Consider the following 19,265-nt stretch of genomic DNA (forward strand, 5'->3'; position numbering starts at 1 on the left):
ACTCATAGTGAATCAAGAATTCTTTCAAGGGCCACGCGAAGGTCGATATAAGATTGCCGTAGAAGTAGCGTTGGCCGCTGGCGCGGTGACCTTAGACCACTTCTATAATAGGGACTTTACGGTCGAGAAGAAAGCTGACCGTTCGCCAGTGACGGTGGCCGACAAAGCGGCTGAGACTTTGATCCGAAATCGCGTGCAGGAACTATTTCCTGATGATGCGATTCTGGGTGAAGAGTTTGGCGAGACGCCAGGTACTAGCGAGTATCAATGGATCATTGATCCGATTGATGGCACCAAGAGTTTCATCACTGGTGTCCCTTTGTATTCCACGCTGGTCGCGGTGACGCTTCGCGGCGAACCGTTCATCGGAGTCATCAACCTGCCTGCTCTAAATCAGATCGTGTTTGCAATGCGCGGTGACGGAGCGTGGACAACATCGCGTCAGTCCCAGGATTACGTGCCAGCGAGGGTTAGCAACGTATCGACCATTGCGGAGTCCGTTTTTGTGACGACGCAAAACGATTCGTTCGAGCGACGGAAGGCGCGAGAGATCTACTGGCAGCTAGAGTCTAAATCGTATGTAACGCGAACGTGGGGAGATGGATACGGTTATTTCTTAGTGGCCACCGGTCGAGCCGAATACATGCTGGACCCGATTGTCAACGCTTGGGATGTAGCTGCTGTGATGCCCGTCGTTTTGGAAGCCGGAGGTCAATTTACCGATTGGAGCGGTTGTGCGCGTTATGACAGTGGACATGCGGTAGGTTCCAACGGCCATGTTCATGAGCAGGTCATTGCGTCGCTCGCGGGAGCCGAGTGTACCTAACGCTTGCTGACGGGATTTTCTGAATTTCACGCGAACTACTTCTCGCCAAAATCGAATCTTCACTTTGCCACGTTAAACTTCGTGAGCTAAGTTTGGAATGATCTTAATTTGAAGTAAGGCTTGAACGGGACTCTACGAATGAATGCAGCGGCAGCAGATAATGGGCAGACAGCAGCAAACGCGGTTGGTTTTGTCGAGCGACGTCGCGTCGGAAGTGAGGAAAACACTTTTTCTGGCGAGCGGCGTCAGTTTGGTAACTCGTACAACGAGCTAACTTCTGAGGGGCGTCAATTGGCCGTTGCGATCGACGAATACAAGCTGAATAATCGACGTCGCTATATCACACCCGACGAAATGCTTCAGATCGTCAAGTCTTTGGGGTATCAGCGGGTGACCAGTTAGGTTCCCGAGCAGCCACCATTCACGCGACCTTGCTGTGGCACTTCAGGTGCTTGGCTGGCAGGTTGCGACTTCTAAATTAGCGCTGCGTTCTTCGGTAATCAAAGTTATCTTTAGGAGTTCGCTGGACATCGTTTCGCTTCCGAAGCGGTTCCTACGAGCAGATATGTTATAACTTCGGACTGACTTTTGGTCTGTGGTTGGCAGTAGATGACTTTTCTCGGAATGGGAACGTGGTTGACATCGACAAAGCATTGGAATCCTTCGGGCTTTCGCAGTTCCGGCCTGGCCAGCGCGAGGTGATCTCGACGGTCTTGCAGGGGCACGATTGTCTGTGCGTGATGCCAACTGGTGGCGGAAAAAGCTTGTGCTACCAGCTACCGGCCATTGCTCGCGACGGAATGACGATCGTGGTGTCCCCGCTGATCGCGTTGATGAAGGATCAGGTCGACTCGCTAAGCAAACGCGGTATCTCTGCAGCGTTGATCAACAGCACCCTTTCGGCTTCCGAGCAGAGCGAACGACTGCAAGAGATCTCGCGCGGTGTTTATCGACTGGTTTATATCGCTCCAGAGCGATTGCGCAACGCAAGATTTTTGGATGCGATTCGGGCCACGCCCATCAGTCTGCTGGCGGTCGACGAAGCCCATTGCATCAGCGAATGGGGGCATGACTTTCGTCCCGACTACGCTCGCTTGGGGCGATTCCGCGAGGCATTAGGCAATGTTCAAACCATTGCATTGACGGCTACGGCGACGGAGAAAGTTCGGCAAGATATCTCTAAGGTTTTGCGACTGAACAACCCCAAAAAGTTCGTCACCGGTTTTGCTCGTTCTAATTTGCACTTCGGTTCAGTTGTTTGTACCGGCGAACGAGAGAAGCAAAAAGAACTGATTGACTATCTGCGAGCGCAAACTGGATCTGGGATCATCTATGCTGCGACACGTAAACGCTGTGAAGCGGTAGTGGAGATGTTACGCGGCGAATTGCCATCGTTGAAATGCGATGTGTATCATGCGGGGTTAACCAACGACCAACGTAAATTGATTCAAGATCAATTCATGCGCAACGATCTCCGCGTGATTGTAGCCACCAATGCGTTTGGGATGGGGATCGACAAATCGGATCTTCGCTATGTGGTTCATTACAATCTGCCTGGAACGTTAGAAGCCTATTACCAAGAGGCGGGCAGAGCAGGGCGGGATGGTTTGCCTAGCAGTTGCGTGTTGCTGTACAACAGCCAAGATCGCTACATTCAAGAGTTCTTTATTGAGAATGCCAATCCGCCAGCAGAACTGGTAAAGAAGGTCTACGAGTTCCTTTGTGAGCGAACGGAAGATCCCATCGAATTGACAGCCGAGATGATTCGTGATCGAGTCAATACGCAGATGAGCAGCGAAGCGGTCAATACCGCACTGCAGATACTTGGAAAAACGAATGTTATCGAGCGATTCGAAGTGGGCGGGGGATTGGCGATGGTACGTATCGACAGTACGTTGCCGTCGTTGGTTGAAATGTTGCCCAAGGAAGCGAAGACGCGTCGGCGAGTTCTGCAAGTTGTCGAGCGGATCATCGGCGATCGCCGCGAAGAACCGGTGTTTGTACACCTGCGGTATTTGATGCAACATTGCGAACTGGACCGAGATAGCTTGGCTCGCGCGCTTTCCGAACTGCGAAAGTTGGAACCGTTCGATTATGTGCCACCGTTTCGCGGTCGAGCGATTCATTTTCGACAACGCAATATTTCGTTTGAAGATCTCAAGATCGACTTCGCTGCGTTAGAAGATCGAAAGAAGGAAGACTATGCCAAACTGGATCGGGTCGTAGCATTTGCAAGATCGACCCAGTGTCGGCAACTGTGCATTCTCGAGTACTTTGGCGAGATGAACGGTGCCGCTTGTGGTAGTTGCGATCGCTGCCAAGGCGTGCAAGGTTGGCCGAAAATGGACTTGGGCGCAGCATCTGGTTCTGTAGATTCGAAAGATACGTTTGCCTTAAGTTCGACTGCAGCCCAAGTGGAACTGGACGCCGAGTCCATTGAGCTTTTGCAGAAAGTGTTGAGCGCGATCGGCAAAACGCATGGGCGTATCGGCAAGTTGTTGATCGCGGAGTTTCTGGCTGGAACGGAAACGGCGAAGGTCAAGAGCCTACGGCTGCAGAGATTGCCCGAATTCGGCGTGTTGAATTCAATGAAAAAGAAAGAGGTCGTAGCTCTGCTGGACGCTTTGCTGCAAACCGGCTTGTTGGAGCAAAAGGAAATGAATCCGAATCGCCCGACGGTCTTTCTCACGCCTGCAGCCGAAGAGGTGATCAAGGGTGGTGGAAACATACCGCCGTTGGTCCAGCAAGCGATTGCTCCCAAGTCGCCTGCCACCGCGAGGAAGTCGCCGGCATCATCCAAAAAAGCAGCCGACGCCAAGGCTACAGAATCACAGACACCATCGACCGCCAAGACCAGCGGCGATCGCTTGAGCGGACAGCTTATGGATACGCCGAGAGCCCAAGCTGCGGCCGCCTTGAACCACGCTGATGGAGATCCAGCGAATCGTCTGGACTACCAAGACGATTCAAGTTCCGTCCAAATGGTGGGTTTGGAAGTGTTCGATAGCCTCAATGATGCTGCTGGCCACATGAACGCGGAGGTCGTGGTCGGCCAATCGGTGCTGGAATGGACGTCGCCTCGTTTGGCTGCCGAACCGATGGACTGGAAATGGTCGATGCGGTTGGTGGAGCGAGGGTTTTCCTTGGCCGAAATCATTCGAATTCGCCGTTTGTCGCTAGGCGAGGTGATCCAGGACCTGCTGACCGCCAAACGGGAGGTTGGACTGAAGATAAGCGGCCAGTTTTTTGATCGCCGAACCGAATCAGCTATTCAAGCGTTTCAATCTAGTGGTTCCAAATCACCAGACGTGAAGATTCGCATTGATGGAGAAGAGCTGCCGCTGAGGCAGTTGGCAGCGCTATTGACCGGGCAATTTGCTGAACAAAGAGAGAATTCGTAGTTTTTCCGACGAATCTCTCTGATTTGGGCCCGATTCGTGCCCTGTGTTTGCGGTCAAGGGACTACGGATTTACTGGCCAACCCGGTATAATCCATTGAGGAATAGATCAGAAGTTTCGACACTGAACGCCAATAATAAATTTGAGTTACGAAAGACGTCGCATGACCAACCCGCCAAAGGAAGACCGCAAAGAGCCACCTGCTACTGGACCAAAACGCGGACAGGGATTGATGATTTTCATCATTCTGATCAGTGTTGTCGGGGCTTATTTCTTCTTCCAAAGCGTGAAGAATCTCGAGAAAATCCAGACCGCTGTCTTCTACGAAGAGTTGGAAAAAGAGAATCTGCATGAGATCACGGTCCATGAAGGCTATGCCTATGGCACTTTTCGTGTGCGGCCGGTCAAGCCAGTTCTCTATGACCAAGAAGGGAATCCAACGAAGCAGTCGACCGATTTACAAGGGAAACCCGAACGTTATCAGAAACGCTTTTTCGTCAATTTGCCAACCGATACCAATAGCCGCAGCGAGCTGATCAAAAAATTGGAGGCGTTGAGAGCCAAGCAACCCGATTTTATTTTCGACGTCAGCACTGGGGATAGCACTGCGCAGTTCACCGTGTTTCTATACATCGCCATGACGCTTGCGGCGCTTGCGTTGCTTTGGACGTTCTTGCGACGCTCGCGAGATAACATGATGGGCGGCGGATTCTTGAACAGCTTCTCTCGATCGACGGCTCGCAAGTATGACGCAACCGAACAGCAGATTACCTTCGACGACGTGGCTGGGTTGGAAGGGGTAAAAGCGGACTTGCAAGAGATCGTGGAATTCCTCAAAGCGCCAGAGAAGTTTCAGAAACTGGGTGGACGCGTGCCCAAGGGAGTGTTGCTCAATGGCCCTCCTGGAACTGGGAAAACGTTACTCGCTCGAGCTGTTGCAGGCGAAGCGGGGGTCGCTTTCTTTAGCGTCAATGGCAGCGAGTTTATTCAGATGTTCGTGGGTGTGGGTGCTTCCCGCGTTCGCGATTTGTTTCAGCAAGCCAAGGACGCGGGATCGGCGATTATCTTCATCGACGAAATCGATGCCGTTGGCCGCCAACGCGGTGCAGGGCTCGGGGGTGGGCATGACGAACGCGAGCAAACGTTGAATCAAATCTTGTCCGAAATGGATGGGTTTTCGCCTACCGATAGCGTTATCATTATGGCGGCAACCAATCGACCTGACGTGCTTGATCCAGCGCTCCTGCGACCGGGCCGATTCGATCGCCATGTGACCGTCGGCCGACCAACACTGAAAGGTCGAACGGAGATCTTCAAAGTTCACGTTCGCGATGTTCCACTGGATGATGACGTCGATTTGAAACGCTTGGCGGAAGCGACTGTCGGGATGACGGGTGCTGATATCCGCAACGTAGTGAACGAAGCCGCTTTATGGGCCGCGCGAAATGATAAATCGCGAGTGTCGATGGTCGACTTTGATTATGCTCGCGACAAAGTCATGATGGGTGCTAAACGCGAGGAAGCTCTGAGTCGAGCGGACTTGGTGAACACCGCTTATCATGAAGCCGGGCACACCCTGACTGCTTGGTATTTGCCTGGAGCACAGCGAGTCTACAAGGTAACTGTCATTCCACGTGGTCGTTCATTAGGTAGCACGCACATCGTGCCGCAGGAAGATCGCGTGTCCATGTCGGAAAGCGAAGCTCGCGATCAACTGGTTGTGCTGCTGGGTGGACGTGCGGCTGAACGCATCATTTATGACGAGTGCAGCGCAGGAGCTGAAAACGATTTGGAACGCGCCACCAGCTTGGCACGACGAATGGTTGGCCACTGGGGCATGAGCCAGAAGATTGGACCGGTCAGTTACAAGACATCCGACGAAGATCCATTCCTTGGTCGTGAAATGCATCAGCAGCGACAGTTCAGCGAGCATACGCAAGAAACGATCGACAGCGAAGTTGGTGATTTTCTTCGGACTGCCGAACGTCGTGCCATCGACTTGCTGCATGAAAAGCGTCAAGAGTTAGAAGTGCTCAAAGAAGCACTTTTAAAGCAAGAAGAGCTGGACGAAAAGCAGATTACGGAATTGATCGGACCTAGTATTCACGCTGGGAAGAAGGACGAGCACGAAATTCCTGCGGCCTTTCAAGTGACGCAGTAAAACCGCTAGTGCTGTATGGGTTGCTTGCGGCCTCCGCGGTAGATTGGAATGATGTGGCAAAGAAGAAACGTCAGATTCGTGTTGAATTCAGAAAGAAGTACGAGTCACGGACTCGTGACGATGCGGATTTGACGCGGAAGTACGAAAGTACGCATCAGGATGATATCGATACGGTTGCTCGGCAACGCGTTAGTGGCAAAGGGCAATGGACCCGTCGCCGAACGGTTACGGTCGAAAACAACCAGGATCAATCGGCCCAGGATTCTCCTCTGAACGTCGATCTGGAAGGCACCAAGCAAGGGATGGTCCTGCGTGTTCATGGCCTAGAGTCGATTGTCATCGCCGACGATGGTTTGGAGTATCGATGTGCCTTGCGACGTTTGCTGAAAAGTGTCGCGACGGACCAGCGTCATGTCGTAGTAGCCGGTGATCGAGTCCATTTCCGCGTTGAAAATGGCTTGCAAGGATTGATTGTTAGGATTGAGCCCCGCTATAGCGAGCTAGCACGCAGCAGTAAAGAACGTCGTCACGTCATTGCTGCGAACATCGACCAAATGTTGATTGTGACCAGCGCGGCTGAGCCGCATATCAAACCTAACTTGATCGATCGCTTGCTGACAACGGCCGAGCACAGTCGTCTGGAAGCATGTGTATGCATTAACAAGTGCGATCTGATTGACCCGGCGCAGTTGCAGAGCTTGGCAGGTACTTATGCGCAGATGGGCTATCGAGTCCTTTTGTTGAGTGCCGCCAAACGCTGGAATACAGATTTGCTGCACAAACTGATGGCCGGTAAGACGACGGTGGTCGTTGGGCAAAGCGGGGTTGGCAAGTCGTCTTTGCTGAATGTGATTGAAGAAGGTTTGCAACAAAGAGTGCAAACGGTCAGTACTGAAAACAGTAAAGGGCGGCACACGACGACAACCGCGCAAGTATTCTTGTTGAAGTCTGGCGGAGCGATGATTGATACGCCTGGAGTTCGACAGTTTCAATTGTGGGATATCGCCGCCGAAGAGTTGTCTGGTTACTTCCGCGACATTCGTCCCTTGGCGTCCAAGTGCCATTTCCCCGATTGCACTCACACGCATGAAAACGATTGCTTTGTAAAGAACGCGGTAGCAGACTATCGCTTGGACGTGCGAAGGTATGAAAGCTACATCCAAATGCGGGACGATCCCACCGGCTTGTCCGCTGGCGAAGAAGAAGAACTGCTTTAAATGCTATGCTGTTAAGTTTTTAGCGGAGCAGCGCGAGCAATGCTTAAGCTTTTAATTCATGAGTCATTTGCACATTATTTTAAAACTTCAGGGGTGATATATGAACGCGATTGAGATTCTAGGAAGCTTGTTGGGTGGCAAGAAGGGCGGTGGTGCGGAGGTCTTGAACGACATCTTAGGCGGTGGCCGAAAAAGTTCTGCTGGCAGTCCAGCTAGTACTTCTTCTGGTTCGCGCAGTGCACGGGAACTTGAGGATATGTTGGGAGTTGGCGGTGGTTCTACAGCGACTCGACAACCCCCCCCGCGTCCGAATCCATCTCCGGCTCAAACGCGTCCTGCGTCACCCTCACCAACCCAATCTTCACCCGCCCAAACCGTTCCACCGCGAGGCTTTCCCGGTGATATATTCGGGCAGCAACCGAGGCAAGCGCACGTTCATCTTTCAGTCCCCAGACCGGCAGAGTTGCCGCCCAATGAGCAGGCGGTATTGATGATTCGCGCGATGATTAATTCCGCCAAGGTAGATGGCGAGATTTCGCCAGACGAACAGCAGTTTATTTTGGAGAGAGTCGGCGATACGTCGCCTGACACGGTTCAGTTTCTTCGGGCTGAATTTGCCAGACCGCTGAACGTGCGAGAGTTCAGCGATTCGATTCCGGTCGGTCTGGAAGAAAAGGTGTACATGCTCTCGTTGATGGCGATCAAGCTCGACACGAAAGTGGAAGCCGACTATTTGAGGACCTTAGCTGCTTCCTTGCGCCTGACGCCGGAGAAGGTGAACCAACTTCACCAGCAGCAAAACGCGCCGCTTCTGTACGGTAATTAGCCATCCGCTTGAATCGATACAATCGTTAAATACCACCTTGCGGGAAATGATTTCGTATTCGATTGGAGTGAACTTCTTTGCAGTAGCGATCTGCGCCAACGCCTTGACCTAGAGTTTAGCGGTTTGTAATGGTGGCCATTGAGCCAAATAGGCTCGGCCGCAATACATAGGGAGAACGACAGATGTCCGCGAAAAAAGAAGAAAAGAAACCTGAATCCGCCAGCCCTGAGCACACTGCTGGCGAATCTGCGCCTGCAAAAAGCTCCATGATGGGCAAGATTCTCTTAGGAGGCTTTATCACGGCCATCATCGGAATTGAGACCGTGGTCTTTTTCTTGATGGTTCCCAGCGGCGAAGAAGTTGCGGCATTAGCCGAATCGAGGCTGATACATCAAGCGGAAGTCAATCATTTGCTCAATAGTCATGAAGAAGATAACGGCGAGCGTGTGATTGAGTTCGACTTGGGAGCCTACGGTGTCAGCTTTGTTCCGTCTGGCAGCGATCGCCAGCAACGCGTGGAATTCCGCTTGTTTGGCACTTTGCAAGCAAAAGATTCCGAAAAGATGCGGAAGCTATTTAAAGAGCGAGAAGGTCGATTTCGCCATCGATTGTTGCTAGAGATTCGAAATTCCACGATAGATGAGTTGCACGAGAATCAACTGGGCTTGATTCAGCGGCGAATATTAGCGACAAGTACCGAATTGTTAGAAGAGGCAATCTTGTTAAGCGTGGGGTTCCACGATTACCAGGTAATTGAGGACTAGCATGGATGCAGATGATCTGCTGAACGAAGCAGAAGCGGCGCTCAAGGATGTTGAATCAGCGCTCCAAGGCCCAAAGGCTCAACCCTACCGACTCGAAGAGTTGGTTGGCGAAGGCGGACCTCCTGAAAAGGTCTCGATGGATTTGCTGCGCGATGTCAATCTTGAAATGAAGATTGAACTTGGTCGTACGCAAATGCATTTAGAGGAGATACTGAAACTGCGTCGCGGCTCCGTTGTAACCCTAGACAAGCTCGCAGGGGATCCTGTGGACATCTACGTCAATGGCCGACTGGTCGCACGTGGCGAAGTCTTGGTCTTGAACGATAACTTCTGCGTTCGTGTGGCCCAGTTGATCGGCAGCGATCAGCTAACACCTTAATCGATACGATACCGTGGTTGGGGTATACCAAATCTTATTGGACTACCATCCACTAGTCGCAGGACCATAGTCGGGTTTCGGAGAGACCCACGCAGCACGCAGGAGGCAAAGGATGCAGATTTCTATCAAGGCTGTGGTGTTCAGCATCGTTGCGGCCTGTTTATGCCTGACGACAGGCTCTGCCCACGCTCAAACAGGCACTTCAGCAGCCATTTGGGAAAATCGTGATTCGGTCCGAGAGCCCACTCGACTTCAAGTGCCCTCAATCCAAACGGATACCGAGCGATTTCAGCGATTGCCTGCATCGACCGCTCAAGTTTCGCAAGTAAGTCCTGACTACTATGAGCCTGCACCGGCCCAAGTCATTCCTGCAGGTTTCCAGCAACCAGTGCGAGCCAATGTTGTAGCCGCAGAGTCTGCCCAAAGCGGCGCTAGCGGATTGCAAAGCAACATAGCGGGCTCGCTTCCGAACGCAGATTCCAGCAGCAATGGTCAGCAAAACGCTTTGACCAAAATCCCACTTCCAAAAGTAGTCGGCAAAGGTACCACTAACAAAGCCAACGGCACTTGGAAGACGCTACTGACGACCGTTAGCTCGTTGCTGGTCGTGATTGCGATATTTGCCGCGTTGGCGACGTTGACACGCCGTGCGTGGCAGCCAACGCGAGGCGTGCTGCCTAAGCAAGTCTTCGAGGTTCTAGGGAAAACATCATACGCGCCACGCCAGCAGGTTTTGGTGATACGTTTTGGCCACAAAATCTTGTTGGTCAACCACGAGATTGGCAACGTGCAAACACTTAGTGAGATCGATCAACCTGAAGAAGTCGATCGGATCGTTGGCATGTGTGAGCAGCAATCGCCGGGCAGCATTACCGCCAGCTTTGGCAATGTCCTGTCGCAAGTGATGCAGGGGGGCAGTGAATCCCCACGCGTCAAACGCTCACTGTTTTCGCGTCCAGCAACGATTGCCAGCGTTGGAAGAAAGGTGGCATGATGGAAACTACAACCTTGCCGTCCAAAGGTCGACGATTGCACGCTCCATCCGCCGCACATCGGATCTATCGGCGAGTGTCGTGGATACTGATTGCTGTGATGGTTATTGCGTTGCAAACGCAAGTCGCGATTGCTCAGCAAACTACAAACGTCGATCCGACACGCACGATCATTGAACGTTTGGCGGAAGTCGTGGCCGAAAATCAGAAGCTCAAGGATGCGGCCGAGGCCGAGGGCGAAAATGGATTGCTGGCAGGTCCAGATCATTGGTTAAGTCCCAAGGGGTTATCTGGCTCTCTGCAGATCTTGCTGCTGCTAACAGTCTTGTCATTAGCGCCAGCCGTGTTGCTGATGACCACCTGCTATGTACGAGTGATCGTGGTTTTTGGGTTGTTGCGTCAAGCATTAGGGACGGCGCAGTTACCACCCAGTCAGGTCATCACCTCCATCTCGCTATTTATCACATTGTTTGTCATGACGCCTGTGTGGACGAAAGTCTATGACGATGCAATTAAGCCCTATACGACTGCTGGCAGTGATATGACTGCCGAGCAAGCGTGGGAGAACGGGATTCAACCGATTCGTCAGTTCATGATGAATCAAATCGTCATGGCGGAAAACTACGATGATGTCTCGATGTTTTATGCGAAGTTCAAGCCAGATAGTCCAGCGCCGGAGTATCTCGAAGAGGTACCGCTGCAAGTGTTACTGCCTGCCTACATGCTCAGCGAACTGAAGACCGCTTTTATTATGGGGTTCGCCATCTTTCTGCCGTTCCTGATTCTCGATTTGGTGATTGCATCGATCACCATATCGATGGGGATGATGATGTTGCCACCAGCGATTATCTCGACCCCTTTCAAGCTCCTGCTGTTCGTACTGGTCGATGGTTGGAGGCTTGTGGTACACATGTTGATTGACAGCTTTGGCACGTTTGGAAGTTAGTCATGCAATCCCAAGATGCTATGGATCTAGTTCGCTCGGCTCTGCTAACAGCATTGGTCATTGGTATGCCGTTGTTGTTGGTTGGCATGGCCGTGGGACTGGTGATTTCGCTAGTGCAGGCTTTGACCCAAATTCAAGATCAAACGGTTAGTACTGTGCCTAAGCTAGTGGCGATCGCTTTATTGGGCATCGTCTGCTTGCCTTGGATGACCGATCAGATGGTTGAGTATTGCAGGAACTTGATACTCAATATTCCCAACCTGGTTTCTGGAAACCCATGACGCTGCTGTGACTGCCATTGATCTCCTGTACCCGCTGATGTGGACCTTCCTGTGCGTGCTCTCAAGAGTTGGGCCATTGCTTGCGATGATGCCACCTATTCGAGGAAGCTCGGTGCCGATGCAAGTGCGAGCGTTCTTGGCGATTGGACTTTCGGCCAGCATCACGCCGCTGGCGTTGGAGTACGCAACTCCTCTACCGCCAGCGCTTCTGATGATCATCATTGCAGTGGCCAAAGAGTTGATGTTTGGCATGATGTTGGGTGGAATTGTGCTTTTGCTGGTCAATGGCTTGCAACTGGGTGCACAAGTTATCTCATCGCTGGCCAGTATGGACATTGCGGAAGTCGCGGACCCTAGTACCAACCAATCATCGTCCGTGATCAGTGCAATCTTCACATGGATGGCATTAGCGATTTTCCTATTGATTGGTGGACATCGAGCATTGTTAAGATGCTGCGTTGACACTTTTCAAATATATCCTGCAGGGGGAGTCTTAGCCGAGGAATACTGGCTTCTGCATTCGAACGATCTACTGCACCATGCCGCTGAGATCGGCATACGAGCGGCTGCGCCTGCTGCGATCGCCCTGATCTTAGCGAATTTGACGACCGCTCTACTAGGACGCACATTGCCTCAGCTAAACATTATGGCGATTGGGTTTAGTATCAACGTCATGGTGTTGTTGTGGGTGTTGATGGCGTCGATCGGAGCGGTTGGTTTGGTGTATCAAAACGAATTGATAGATTGGATTGAACGAACGCATTCAATGTTTGTCGTCAATCAGGACAGCATAGATGCGACGCCTTCGCGTGACTTTTCGGCGGTCAGATAAGGTGCATGTAGATGGCCAATGACAGTGGTGCTGATAAGAAACATGAGGCAACGCCCTATCGCAGGCAGAAGGCACGCGAAGAAGGGCAGATTGCTAAAAGCCAGGACTTGGCATCCGCACTCCTGCTTTTAGCCGGTGTTATGTTGTTAGATAGCTTTGGCGGTGGGCTGATTGAATCGCTAACAGAACTGCTGGTTGATCAGCTATCATCCACCGATTATCGCTATAGTGATTCACGCACACACTTACGCAGCTTGATTAGCGTTGCTTATCGCGCTGCAGTGGCGTTACTGCCGGTCTGCGGTGCTTTATTTTTGACCGCCCTGGCTGTCAATGTAGCTCAGACAGGCATCGTATGGCTGCCGAACAAATTGAACTTGGACGTAAGCCGTATTGATCCGATCGCCGGCTTCAAACGATTGTTCTCACTGCAGAACGCCACTCGGTTGGGGTTTGGGTTGTTGAAGGTCTCGTTGGTCGCGATCATCCTGGTCAGTGGCGTCATCTGGAAGTGGGAGACGATCTTGCAGACCGGCTCAATGAGTCTTATGGGGCTCTCGCATTTTGTCTGGCAAGTCACGGTCGAACTAGTGAAGAAGACCGCATTTGCATTAGCGATTCTAGCAATCTTGGATTTCGGTTTTCAAAAGTGGAAGCATGAACAAGACCTGCGAATGACCGACGAAGAAATTCGTGAAGAAGTCAAAAGCACTGATGGCGATCCGCAAATCAAAGCACGGCGACGACGAGTGCAACGACAATTGGCCAGCCAGCGTTTACAAAGTGATGTCCCCAAAGCGGACGTGGTCGTGACCAATCCGACAGAATTGGCGATTGCAATTCAGTACGATCCATTAACGATGAAAGCGCCCATCGTGATTGCCAAGGGGGCCGATTTGGTTGCCGCACGAATTCGTCGTATTGCGTTGGAGCATAGCGTACCCGTCGTCGAACGTAAGCCGTTAGCCCAAGCATTATTTAAAGCAGTCAACATCGGCCAGCCTATTCCAACCACAGAATACGGAGCCGTGGCCGAAGTGTTGAAATATGTTTATGAGATCAAGGGCAAAACGATGCCTGACATGAAACCACGAAACGCCAATTCGTAGCTGTACGCCCTTGAGTTGTCTGGACCTCAAAACTGGTAGCCGTATGTCGCCGCATAGTCGGCGCAGGAGGTTTGAATGCGTTGGGATAGGTCGTCGGCAATGTCCCAACGGTTTGGCTTATAGTCTTTGTCCGCATTCATCCTGGCGTCAATCTTTGTGCGAACGCTCTCGAAATTGCCTAGCTGCAGGTGACTATAAATCGATGCTACTGTATCGATGGGGTTTTGGATCAAGTCATCGTAGTGGACTTCATACAGTCGATCGGAGCTCAATTGCGACTTGCCAGAGTTGTAGCCTTGGTACATCCTTTCGAAACAATCAAACACAAAGTCCGTGTTCGCGGGTGATTCCTCAGTGGTTTGCAATCCTTGAACCGTGGAAAGCGATTCCCAAAGCTTGATCGTCGATGGAATCATGGCGTTAGGATGGCGTGTAATATGGACGAATTTTGCATCCGGGTACATCTCAGCCAGCAACCGAACGCGGCCTGTGTGCGTCGGACTTTTGAGTACCAGTGGTTTGCCTTCTCGGTAAGTGATCGCTTGCATGAACCAATGAAAGCAAGACTTCCATCGCTCAAGGTCTTCAGGCAGAAACGTGTCGCTGGAAAGACTGCTGATGTCGGTCGGCTCTTTTGGAAAAGCGATTCGTGTATACGGCGTACATGCTCCCATCGCCATCAACGCAAATTCGTCTTCTTGCGGCAGCTTCCAGCCCGCTTTCATGTTGTCCATAGGGCGGCGTTCCGGCAGCAGGAAATTGCCACATGTTGTCATCATGCCTTCGGTCAGCAGGAAGTGCCAAGGTGCGAAACACTGGTAGGTGTTGGGCGATCCGTAGTTTTCGTCTAACTGCAGCAGTTCATGCAGCAGTGTCGTTCCGCTGCGCCAATGGCCCAGCACAAATACAGGCGGTCCAGCAAGTTGCGTCTCGCGGATTTTGCCCGAGTAAATCGTGTGCTGAAGCAGGCTGACCAAATCCGTAAAAATGGTGGAGGCTGAGACTGAGCAGAGGAAATGAAATCGTTGCCAGTTAAAACGCCAATGATGCTGCTTCAGCATCGGCCACCATACTTTTGATGGCATACCATGCCAAAATCGAGGAGCGTACCATGGGAATGGATTTTTAGTCTGCATTGATCGGTTCGTGAGTGTTTAGGAAAGCTTGGGCCCGATTATTTGCTCAGCAACCTGAAGTTTACAAGCCTTTTTGCAGTTTTCTCCACAGTTTCGCTAAAGTCCGTTGGCTGTGAACCGCAAATCGTCTGGACTTCGAAGTTCTTGATTCGCTAAAAGCCAGTCTGATGGTTCATCTCTCGGTTATGGTTGCACGGAATGCTTACCGCTTTACACAATTTAGGACGCTTTCGGGACTTCATTTTCCCGGTCGGCATTATTGCGTGTTTAGTTGTTATCCTGATTCCACTTCCGCCATTCTTGCTGGACATAGCGCTGTCGTTCAACATCGCGATATCGGTCTTGGTGCTACTGACCACTATTTCGATCGGTTCTCCGCTGGAGTTCAACGTCTTTCCCACATTGTTGGTGGCGACGACGCTGGGGCGACTCGTACTGAACATTGCCACCACTCGGCTCATTCTGACGCGGACCGATGGCGACGATCTGGGCTCGGCAGGGGAAGTCATTCAAGCGTTCGGCGAATTCGTGGCCGGCGACCGTTTGGAGGTGGGCATCATTCTCTTTGTGATCATCTTTATTATCAACTTTGTGGTTATCACTAAGGGAGCCACGCGTATTGGCGAAGTCGCCGCCCGGTTCGCTCTGGATGGTATGCCTGGTCGTCAAATGGCGATCGACGCGGACTTGGGTGCTGGTGCGATCAACGAAAAAGAAGCTCAACGTCGCCGCGAGGAACTCACGCGTCAAGCCGATTTCTATGGGGCAATGGATGGTGCGAGTAAGTTCGTGCGTGGGGACGCCATCGCCGGGATTATTATCACGCTAGTGAATATCGTTGGTGGACTTTACATCGGTACGATGTATGCCGGAATGACGCTGGCAGAAGCTGGCGAGATCTTCACCAAGCTGACTATTGGTGATGGATTGGTTAGCCAAGTTCCCTCATTCTTGATATCGTTGGCGGCCGCCTTGCTGACGACTCGAAGCACACAACAAAGCAACTTGCCCAAAGAGTTCTTAGGACAGATTTTCGCACATCCAAGAGCGTTGATCGTGTCGGGTGGATTTCTGCTGCTCTTGATGACCACTCAGCTACCAACGCTACCACTATTGACCATGGGGGCAGGCTGCATTGGGCTAGCGACCATGATGCAGAAGAACGCTAAACAGAAGGTCGCGCAAGAAGCCGCTGCGCAAAAAGCGGAGGATACAGCTCCCAAGCCTCCGCCTGAGAAAAAGGTCGAAGACTACTTGGACGTAGATTCAATTCGCGTTGAATTGGGAGCCAAGCTGATTGTGCTAGCCGATACCAGTCGCGGTGGTGATCTGATGAAACGCATCTCGACGGTGCGAGCGACACTGGCGACGGAGATGGGCATCTTGCTGCCGATGGTCCGCATCAAGGATAAAATGGCGCTGCAGAAGTTTGAATATGAAATTCAGATCTCAGGTAACCGCGTCGCGGGCGACTTCTTGCGTCCAGACCGGGTCATGGCCATCGATACTGGGATGACGACTGGGAATCTCGTCGGCGAAGAAACAAAGGAACCAGCCTTTGGCAAGCGTGCTTACTGGATCGAACCCAATATGCGTCAACAAGCGGAGATTTACGGCTACCGCGTGGTCGAGTCCGGTGCGGTCTTGGCAACTCACTTGCAAGAAGTCGCTCGTAAACATGCCGAAGAACTGCTCACTCGCGATGTAACCAAGCAACTGATTGAGCAATTGAAGAAGAGTTCGCCGACGGTTGTCGATGAATTGATTCCATCGGTATTGAAGTTGTCGGAAGTCCAGCAGGTGCTGCAGAACTTGCTTCGGGAAGATGTACCTATTCGGCAACTGGGGACGATTCTCGAAACGTTAGGTGATTATGCTGGCCGTATTAAGGATCCTGTTTGGCTAACAGAGTATGTTCGCAATCGATTGGCCAGGACCATTTCGCATCGATATCGTGATCAACGTGGAGTTGTTCGAGTGTTAACGATGGATCCCGCCATGGAAGATCGCATTGCTGCCGGTTTCGAACATACGGAACGCGGTTTGATGATTCGCATGTCGCCAGCGGCCATCAAGCAAACGTGTGTGCAAATCGCTAATGCACTGAAGAAATTTGAGCAGCAGATGGAACATCCGCTGATTCTTGTTAGCCCACGCATTCGTCCAGCACTTCGTCGCATCACGTCTGACCGATTGCCCGACCTGCGGATCTTGTGCCACAACGAGATCACTCGCGATACCAACACCGAAGCTGTGGGTATGGTTGCAGATTAGTTTCCAAGCAGAGTCCAAGAATCAATACTGACTTACGGTTGATAGAAATCGATACGGACTGGAAGCCATGATCGCAAGCGACTTGGGATTTGCTAAAATGTTCCATTGTTTCGGAGCAATCTCTGATAGGTGGCACTCGCTATGTTTATCATTTGGGGGACCAGACATTACTTCAGGCGAAACAAGGTCACGCAGTATGGTTTTTGTTCCCAGTGCTTCAGTTATGCCAAGCAGCAAAGTTACGACGCCAGGACTTTCTTTCATCTCTACTTTCTACCACTGATTCCGACCCAAGGTAAGCGACGTTTTCATCGAATTTGTGGGAAGTGTAAACAAGGACAGGAGTATACCCCTGAAGCGTTCAGATCGGTTGTTACCGCAGTTAAGTGCCATGTTGCGGAGGCCCTTGTCGCTCTTCAGAATGGGGAGGAAGCAGTAACATTGTCCGAAGCAGAAGGTCCGCCTGTCGATTGCGCCGAATGTCTTTGTAAAGGCCAAGCATATCTGTTTGCTGCAAAGGAGAACGAATTTATTCAGAGTACGATTCGTCAATTGAGCGAGTTGGGCTGTCAGTACGAAACGACATTGATGCTGGGAGAGCAAGAGTTGTTGCGGGGGGATCAGAAGGTCGCTCTTGATGCATATGAGAAAGCGATAGAGCTTAACCCCCGTTCGTATTTTGCATATTCAGCGAAGGCTCAAATTCTATCGGAAATGAAGAAGACGCTGCCTGCCATTGCAGCTTTTTCCAAGACCATCGAGCTAACCGAAGACCCCGCACTAAAGACGATCAACGCATTGAGTTTAGCCGAACTGCAAATGACCGCCAAACAGTTTGCAGATGCCGTCACGAGTTACGAGTTGGCATTGCTTCTCTGTCCTGATTTCGCCTCAAATGCACCCTTTCAGAAGGACTTGAAGAAGGCAAAAAAGAAGGCGGGCATGAAATAAACTTTAGTTGTCCAATTCTCTAGCTTTAAGATGTTGAGATGTCGCATTAAACATTACGAATGTGTGATGAACGTCGTACCCCGAAATGTTTCCGCGGGGCTGCGATTACTTGTGGCCGCTATTTCCTACCGCTGATAGATCGGCAGGAAGTGGTAGTTGACGCTAAGGCTCAATATGCTCATCGCGGTTGCATAAACTGCGCCTGCACCGGCTTCTTCTCCGTTGCGAGCTTCCCAGCGACCATCAGAATTCTGAAGCGGTAAAAGCAACTCCAGCACGCGACGCTGCGCCTCCTCAGCAGTACTCTCGCCGCGCTGATGCATCGCTTGTGCATAGTAATACATCGCATAATAAAAGAAACGCTCGCTTTGCGTCGGTGGATGCTCGCGCAACCAACGTTCGGCTGCTAATACCAGCGGGGAATCGTACTGGCCGCAGATTTGAATCGCTAACATGCCTGCAGCCGTCATCGCAAAAGAGGGATTCCCACCCCCGGGCATATAACCGAATCCACCATTGTCCTCCAACGGCTTGCCGGTTTCGTCTCTACGGCCGGTATACGATCGTTCGAGATAAGCAATCGCTTGAGCGATCGCTTCTGGCGGTACATCCATCTGGTCATTGGCCGCTGATCGCAGAGCTAAAAGCTGCCACACAGAAACCGATAGATCGGAATCATTGCTGTTGGGCAAATACCGCCAGCCTCCTTGGAACTCCACAGATTTAGGCATACGTTGTGATGCCAAAATCAAATTGATGGCTAGTTTGCATTTAGCATGCAGCGTTTCTTCTTGCTTTGGATCAATCCCCATGCCGACCAATTCCGTGAACATCAGCGACACAATCCCGTGCCCGTACATGCGTGAACCGTCTTGCTCACCAAAGTAACCGTTGCTGCTGTGACGTTTGTCGTCCAACATAAACTGCAACGCGCGGTTCATCGCTTCCCCGCGTGGAGTGGGATCCGTTGGAAGCAATCCCGTGGAGGCCATGGCCATCAAAGACAACGCGGTCATCGCGGTCGCATTGGAGCGGTCAGCGATGGAGCCATCTGCACGTTGCTGCGAAAGCAAGTAGTTGATGCCACGGTCGATAGCAACTTCATAGTCGGACGCCGCTTGTCCATAAAGTATGGTTACGAGCATGCCATGCTGGCAGATGATGGCAAGCAT

At 51.6% G+C, this 19,265-nt stretch carries 17 protein-coding genes; 15 read left to right on the forward strand and 2 right to left on the reverse strand.

Going from position 1 to position 19,265, the window contains the following annotated elements; all coding sequences use genetic code 11:
* The first annotated feature begins 7 nt into the window (after positions 1 to 7).
* The 13 genes from hisN to SH302x_RS02005 all read left to right on the forward strand — a co-directional run bounded on the left by hisN (position 8) and on the right by SH302x_RS02005 (position 13,732).
* Positions 8 to 826, forward strand: coding sequence for a histidinol-phosphatase (gene hisN, locus SH302x_RS01945; RefSeq protein WP_479366904.1), 819 nt, complete (start codon positions 8 to 10; stop codon positions 824 to 826).
* Positions 827 to 964: 138 nt separating this feature from the next.
* On the forward strand, positions 965 to 1,228 hold the full coding sequence (locus tag SH302x_RS01950; protein ID WP_479366905.1) for a hypothetical protein: 264 nt from the start codon (positions 965 to 967) through the stop codon (positions 1,226 to 1,228).
* 230 nt (positions 1,229 to 1,458) lie between these two features.
* Positions 1,459 to 4,227, forward strand: a complete 2,769-nt coding sequence (locus SH302x_RS01955) for a RecQ family ATP-dependent DNA helicase (protein WP_479366907.1) — start codon at positions 1,459 to 1,461, stop codon at positions 4,225 to 4,227.
* 161 nt (positions 4,228 to 4,388) lie between these two features.
* Positions 4,389 to 6,386 carry an ATP-dependent zinc metalloprotease FtsH gene (ftsH, locus tag SH302x_RS01960; protein WP_479366909.1) on the forward strand — a complete coding sequence of 666 codons (1,998 nt, stop codon included), beginning with the start codon at positions 4,389 to 4,391 and terminating at the stop codon, positions 6,384 to 6,386.
* Between the two features lie 53 nt (positions 6,387 to 6,439).
* A complete protein-coding gene (gene rsgA / locus SH302x_RS01965; RefSeq protein ID WP_479366911.1) occupies positions 6,440 to 7,603 on the forward strand; it encodes a ribosome small subunit-dependent GTPase A in 1,164 nt (387 codons plus the stop codon).
* Between the two features lie 100 nt (positions 7,604 to 7,703).
* Positions 7,704 to 8,429, forward strand: a complete 726-nt coding sequence (locus SH302x_RS01970; RefSeq protein WP_479366913.1) for a DUF533 domain-containing protein — start codon at positions 7,704 to 7,706, stop codon at positions 8,427 to 8,429.
* Between the two features lie 182 nt (positions 8,430 to 8,611).
* A complete protein-coding gene (locus tag SH302x_RS01975) occupies positions 8,612 to 9,193 on the forward strand; it encodes a dihydrolipoamide acetyltransferase (RefSeq protein ID WP_479366915.1) in 582 nt (193 codons plus the stop codon).
* A gap of 1 nt (position 9,194) precedes the next feature.
* The gene (gene fliN / locus SH302x_RS01980) at positions 9,195 to 9,572 is read left to right on the forward strand and encodes a flagellar motor switch protein FliN (RefSeq protein ID WP_479366917.1); all 378 of its coding nucleotides are present in this window, start codon (positions 9,195 to 9,197) and stop codon (positions 9,570 to 9,572) included.
* Between the two features lie 112 nt (positions 9,573 to 9,684).
* A complete protein-coding gene (locus SH302x_RS01985) occupies positions 9,685 to 10,566 on the forward strand; it encodes a FliO/MopB family protein (protein ID WP_479366919.1) in 882 nt (293 codons plus the stop codon).
* Positions 10,563 to 11,510, forward strand: a complete 948-nt coding sequence (gene fliP, locus SH302x_RS01990) for a flagellar type III secretion system pore protein FliP (protein WP_479366921.1) — start codon at positions 10,563 to 10,565, stop codon at positions 11,508 to 11,510. The genes SH302x_RS01985 and fliP overlap by 4 nt, the downstream gene beginning before the upstream one ends.
* Before the next feature lie 2 nt (positions 11,511 to 11,512).
* Positions 11,513 to 11,791 carry a flagellar biosynthetic protein FliQ gene (locus tag SH302x_RS01995; protein WP_479366923.1) on the forward strand — a complete coding sequence of 93 codons (279 nt, stop codon included), beginning with the start codon at positions 11,513 to 11,515 and terminating at the stop codon, positions 11,789 to 11,791.
* A 7-nt stretch (positions 11,792 to 11,798) separates the two neighbouring features.
* Positions 11,799 to 12,623: a flagellar biosynthetic protein FliR gene (locus SH302x_RS02000; RefSeq protein ID WP_479366924.1), complete on the forward strand. Its 825-nt coding sequence runs from the start codon at positions 11,799 to 11,801 to the stop codon at positions 12,621 to 12,623.
* Positions 12,624 to 12,634: 11 nt separating this feature from the next.
* A complete protein-coding gene (locus SH302x_RS02005) occupies positions 12,635 to 13,732 on the forward strand; it encodes an EscU/YscU/HrcU family type III secretion system export apparatus switch protein (RefSeq protein WP_479366926.1) in 1,098 nt (365 codons plus the stop codon).
* A 26-nt stretch (positions 13,733 to 13,758) separates the two neighbouring features.
* Here SH302x_RS02005 and SH302x_RS02010 read toward each other — a convergent pair whose 3' ends face one another.
* On the reverse strand, positions 13,759 to 14,868 hold the full coding sequence (locus SH302x_RS02010) for a sulfotransferase family protein (protein WP_479366928.1): 1,110 nt from the start codon (positions 14,866 to 14,868) through the stop codon (positions 13,759 to 13,761).
* 198 nt (positions 14,869 to 15,066) lie between these two features.
* On the opposite strand from SH302x_RS02010, the gene flhA reads away from it, so the two are divergent.
* The gene (gene flhA, locus SH302x_RS02015; protein ID WP_479366930.1) at positions 15,067 to 17,142 is read left to right on the forward strand and encodes a flagellar biosynthesis protein FlhA; all 2,076 of its coding nucleotides are present in this window, start codon (positions 15,067 to 15,069) and stop codon (positions 17,140 to 17,142) included.
* A 441-nt stretch (positions 17,143 to 17,583) separates the two neighbouring features.
* Positions 17,584 to 18,093 carry a tetratricopeptide repeat protein gene (locus SH302x_RS02020; RefSeq protein ID WP_479366932.1) on the forward strand — a complete coding sequence of 170 codons (510 nt, stop codon included), beginning with the start codon at positions 17,584 to 17,586 and terminating at the stop codon, positions 18,091 to 18,093.
* A 125-nt stretch (positions 18,094 to 18,218) separates the two neighbouring features.
* Here the strand turns inward: SH302x_RS02020 and SH302x_RS02025 are convergent, their stop codons facing one another.
* Positions 18,219 to 19,265 (reverse strand): prenyltransferase/squalene oxidase repeat-containing protein, encoded by a 1,047-nt coding sequence (locus SH302x_RS02025; RefSeq protein WP_479366933.1) that lies wholly within the window; start codon positions 19,263 to 19,265, stop codon positions 18,219 to 18,221.

This window comes from Njordella calcicola (assembly GCF_056494125.1).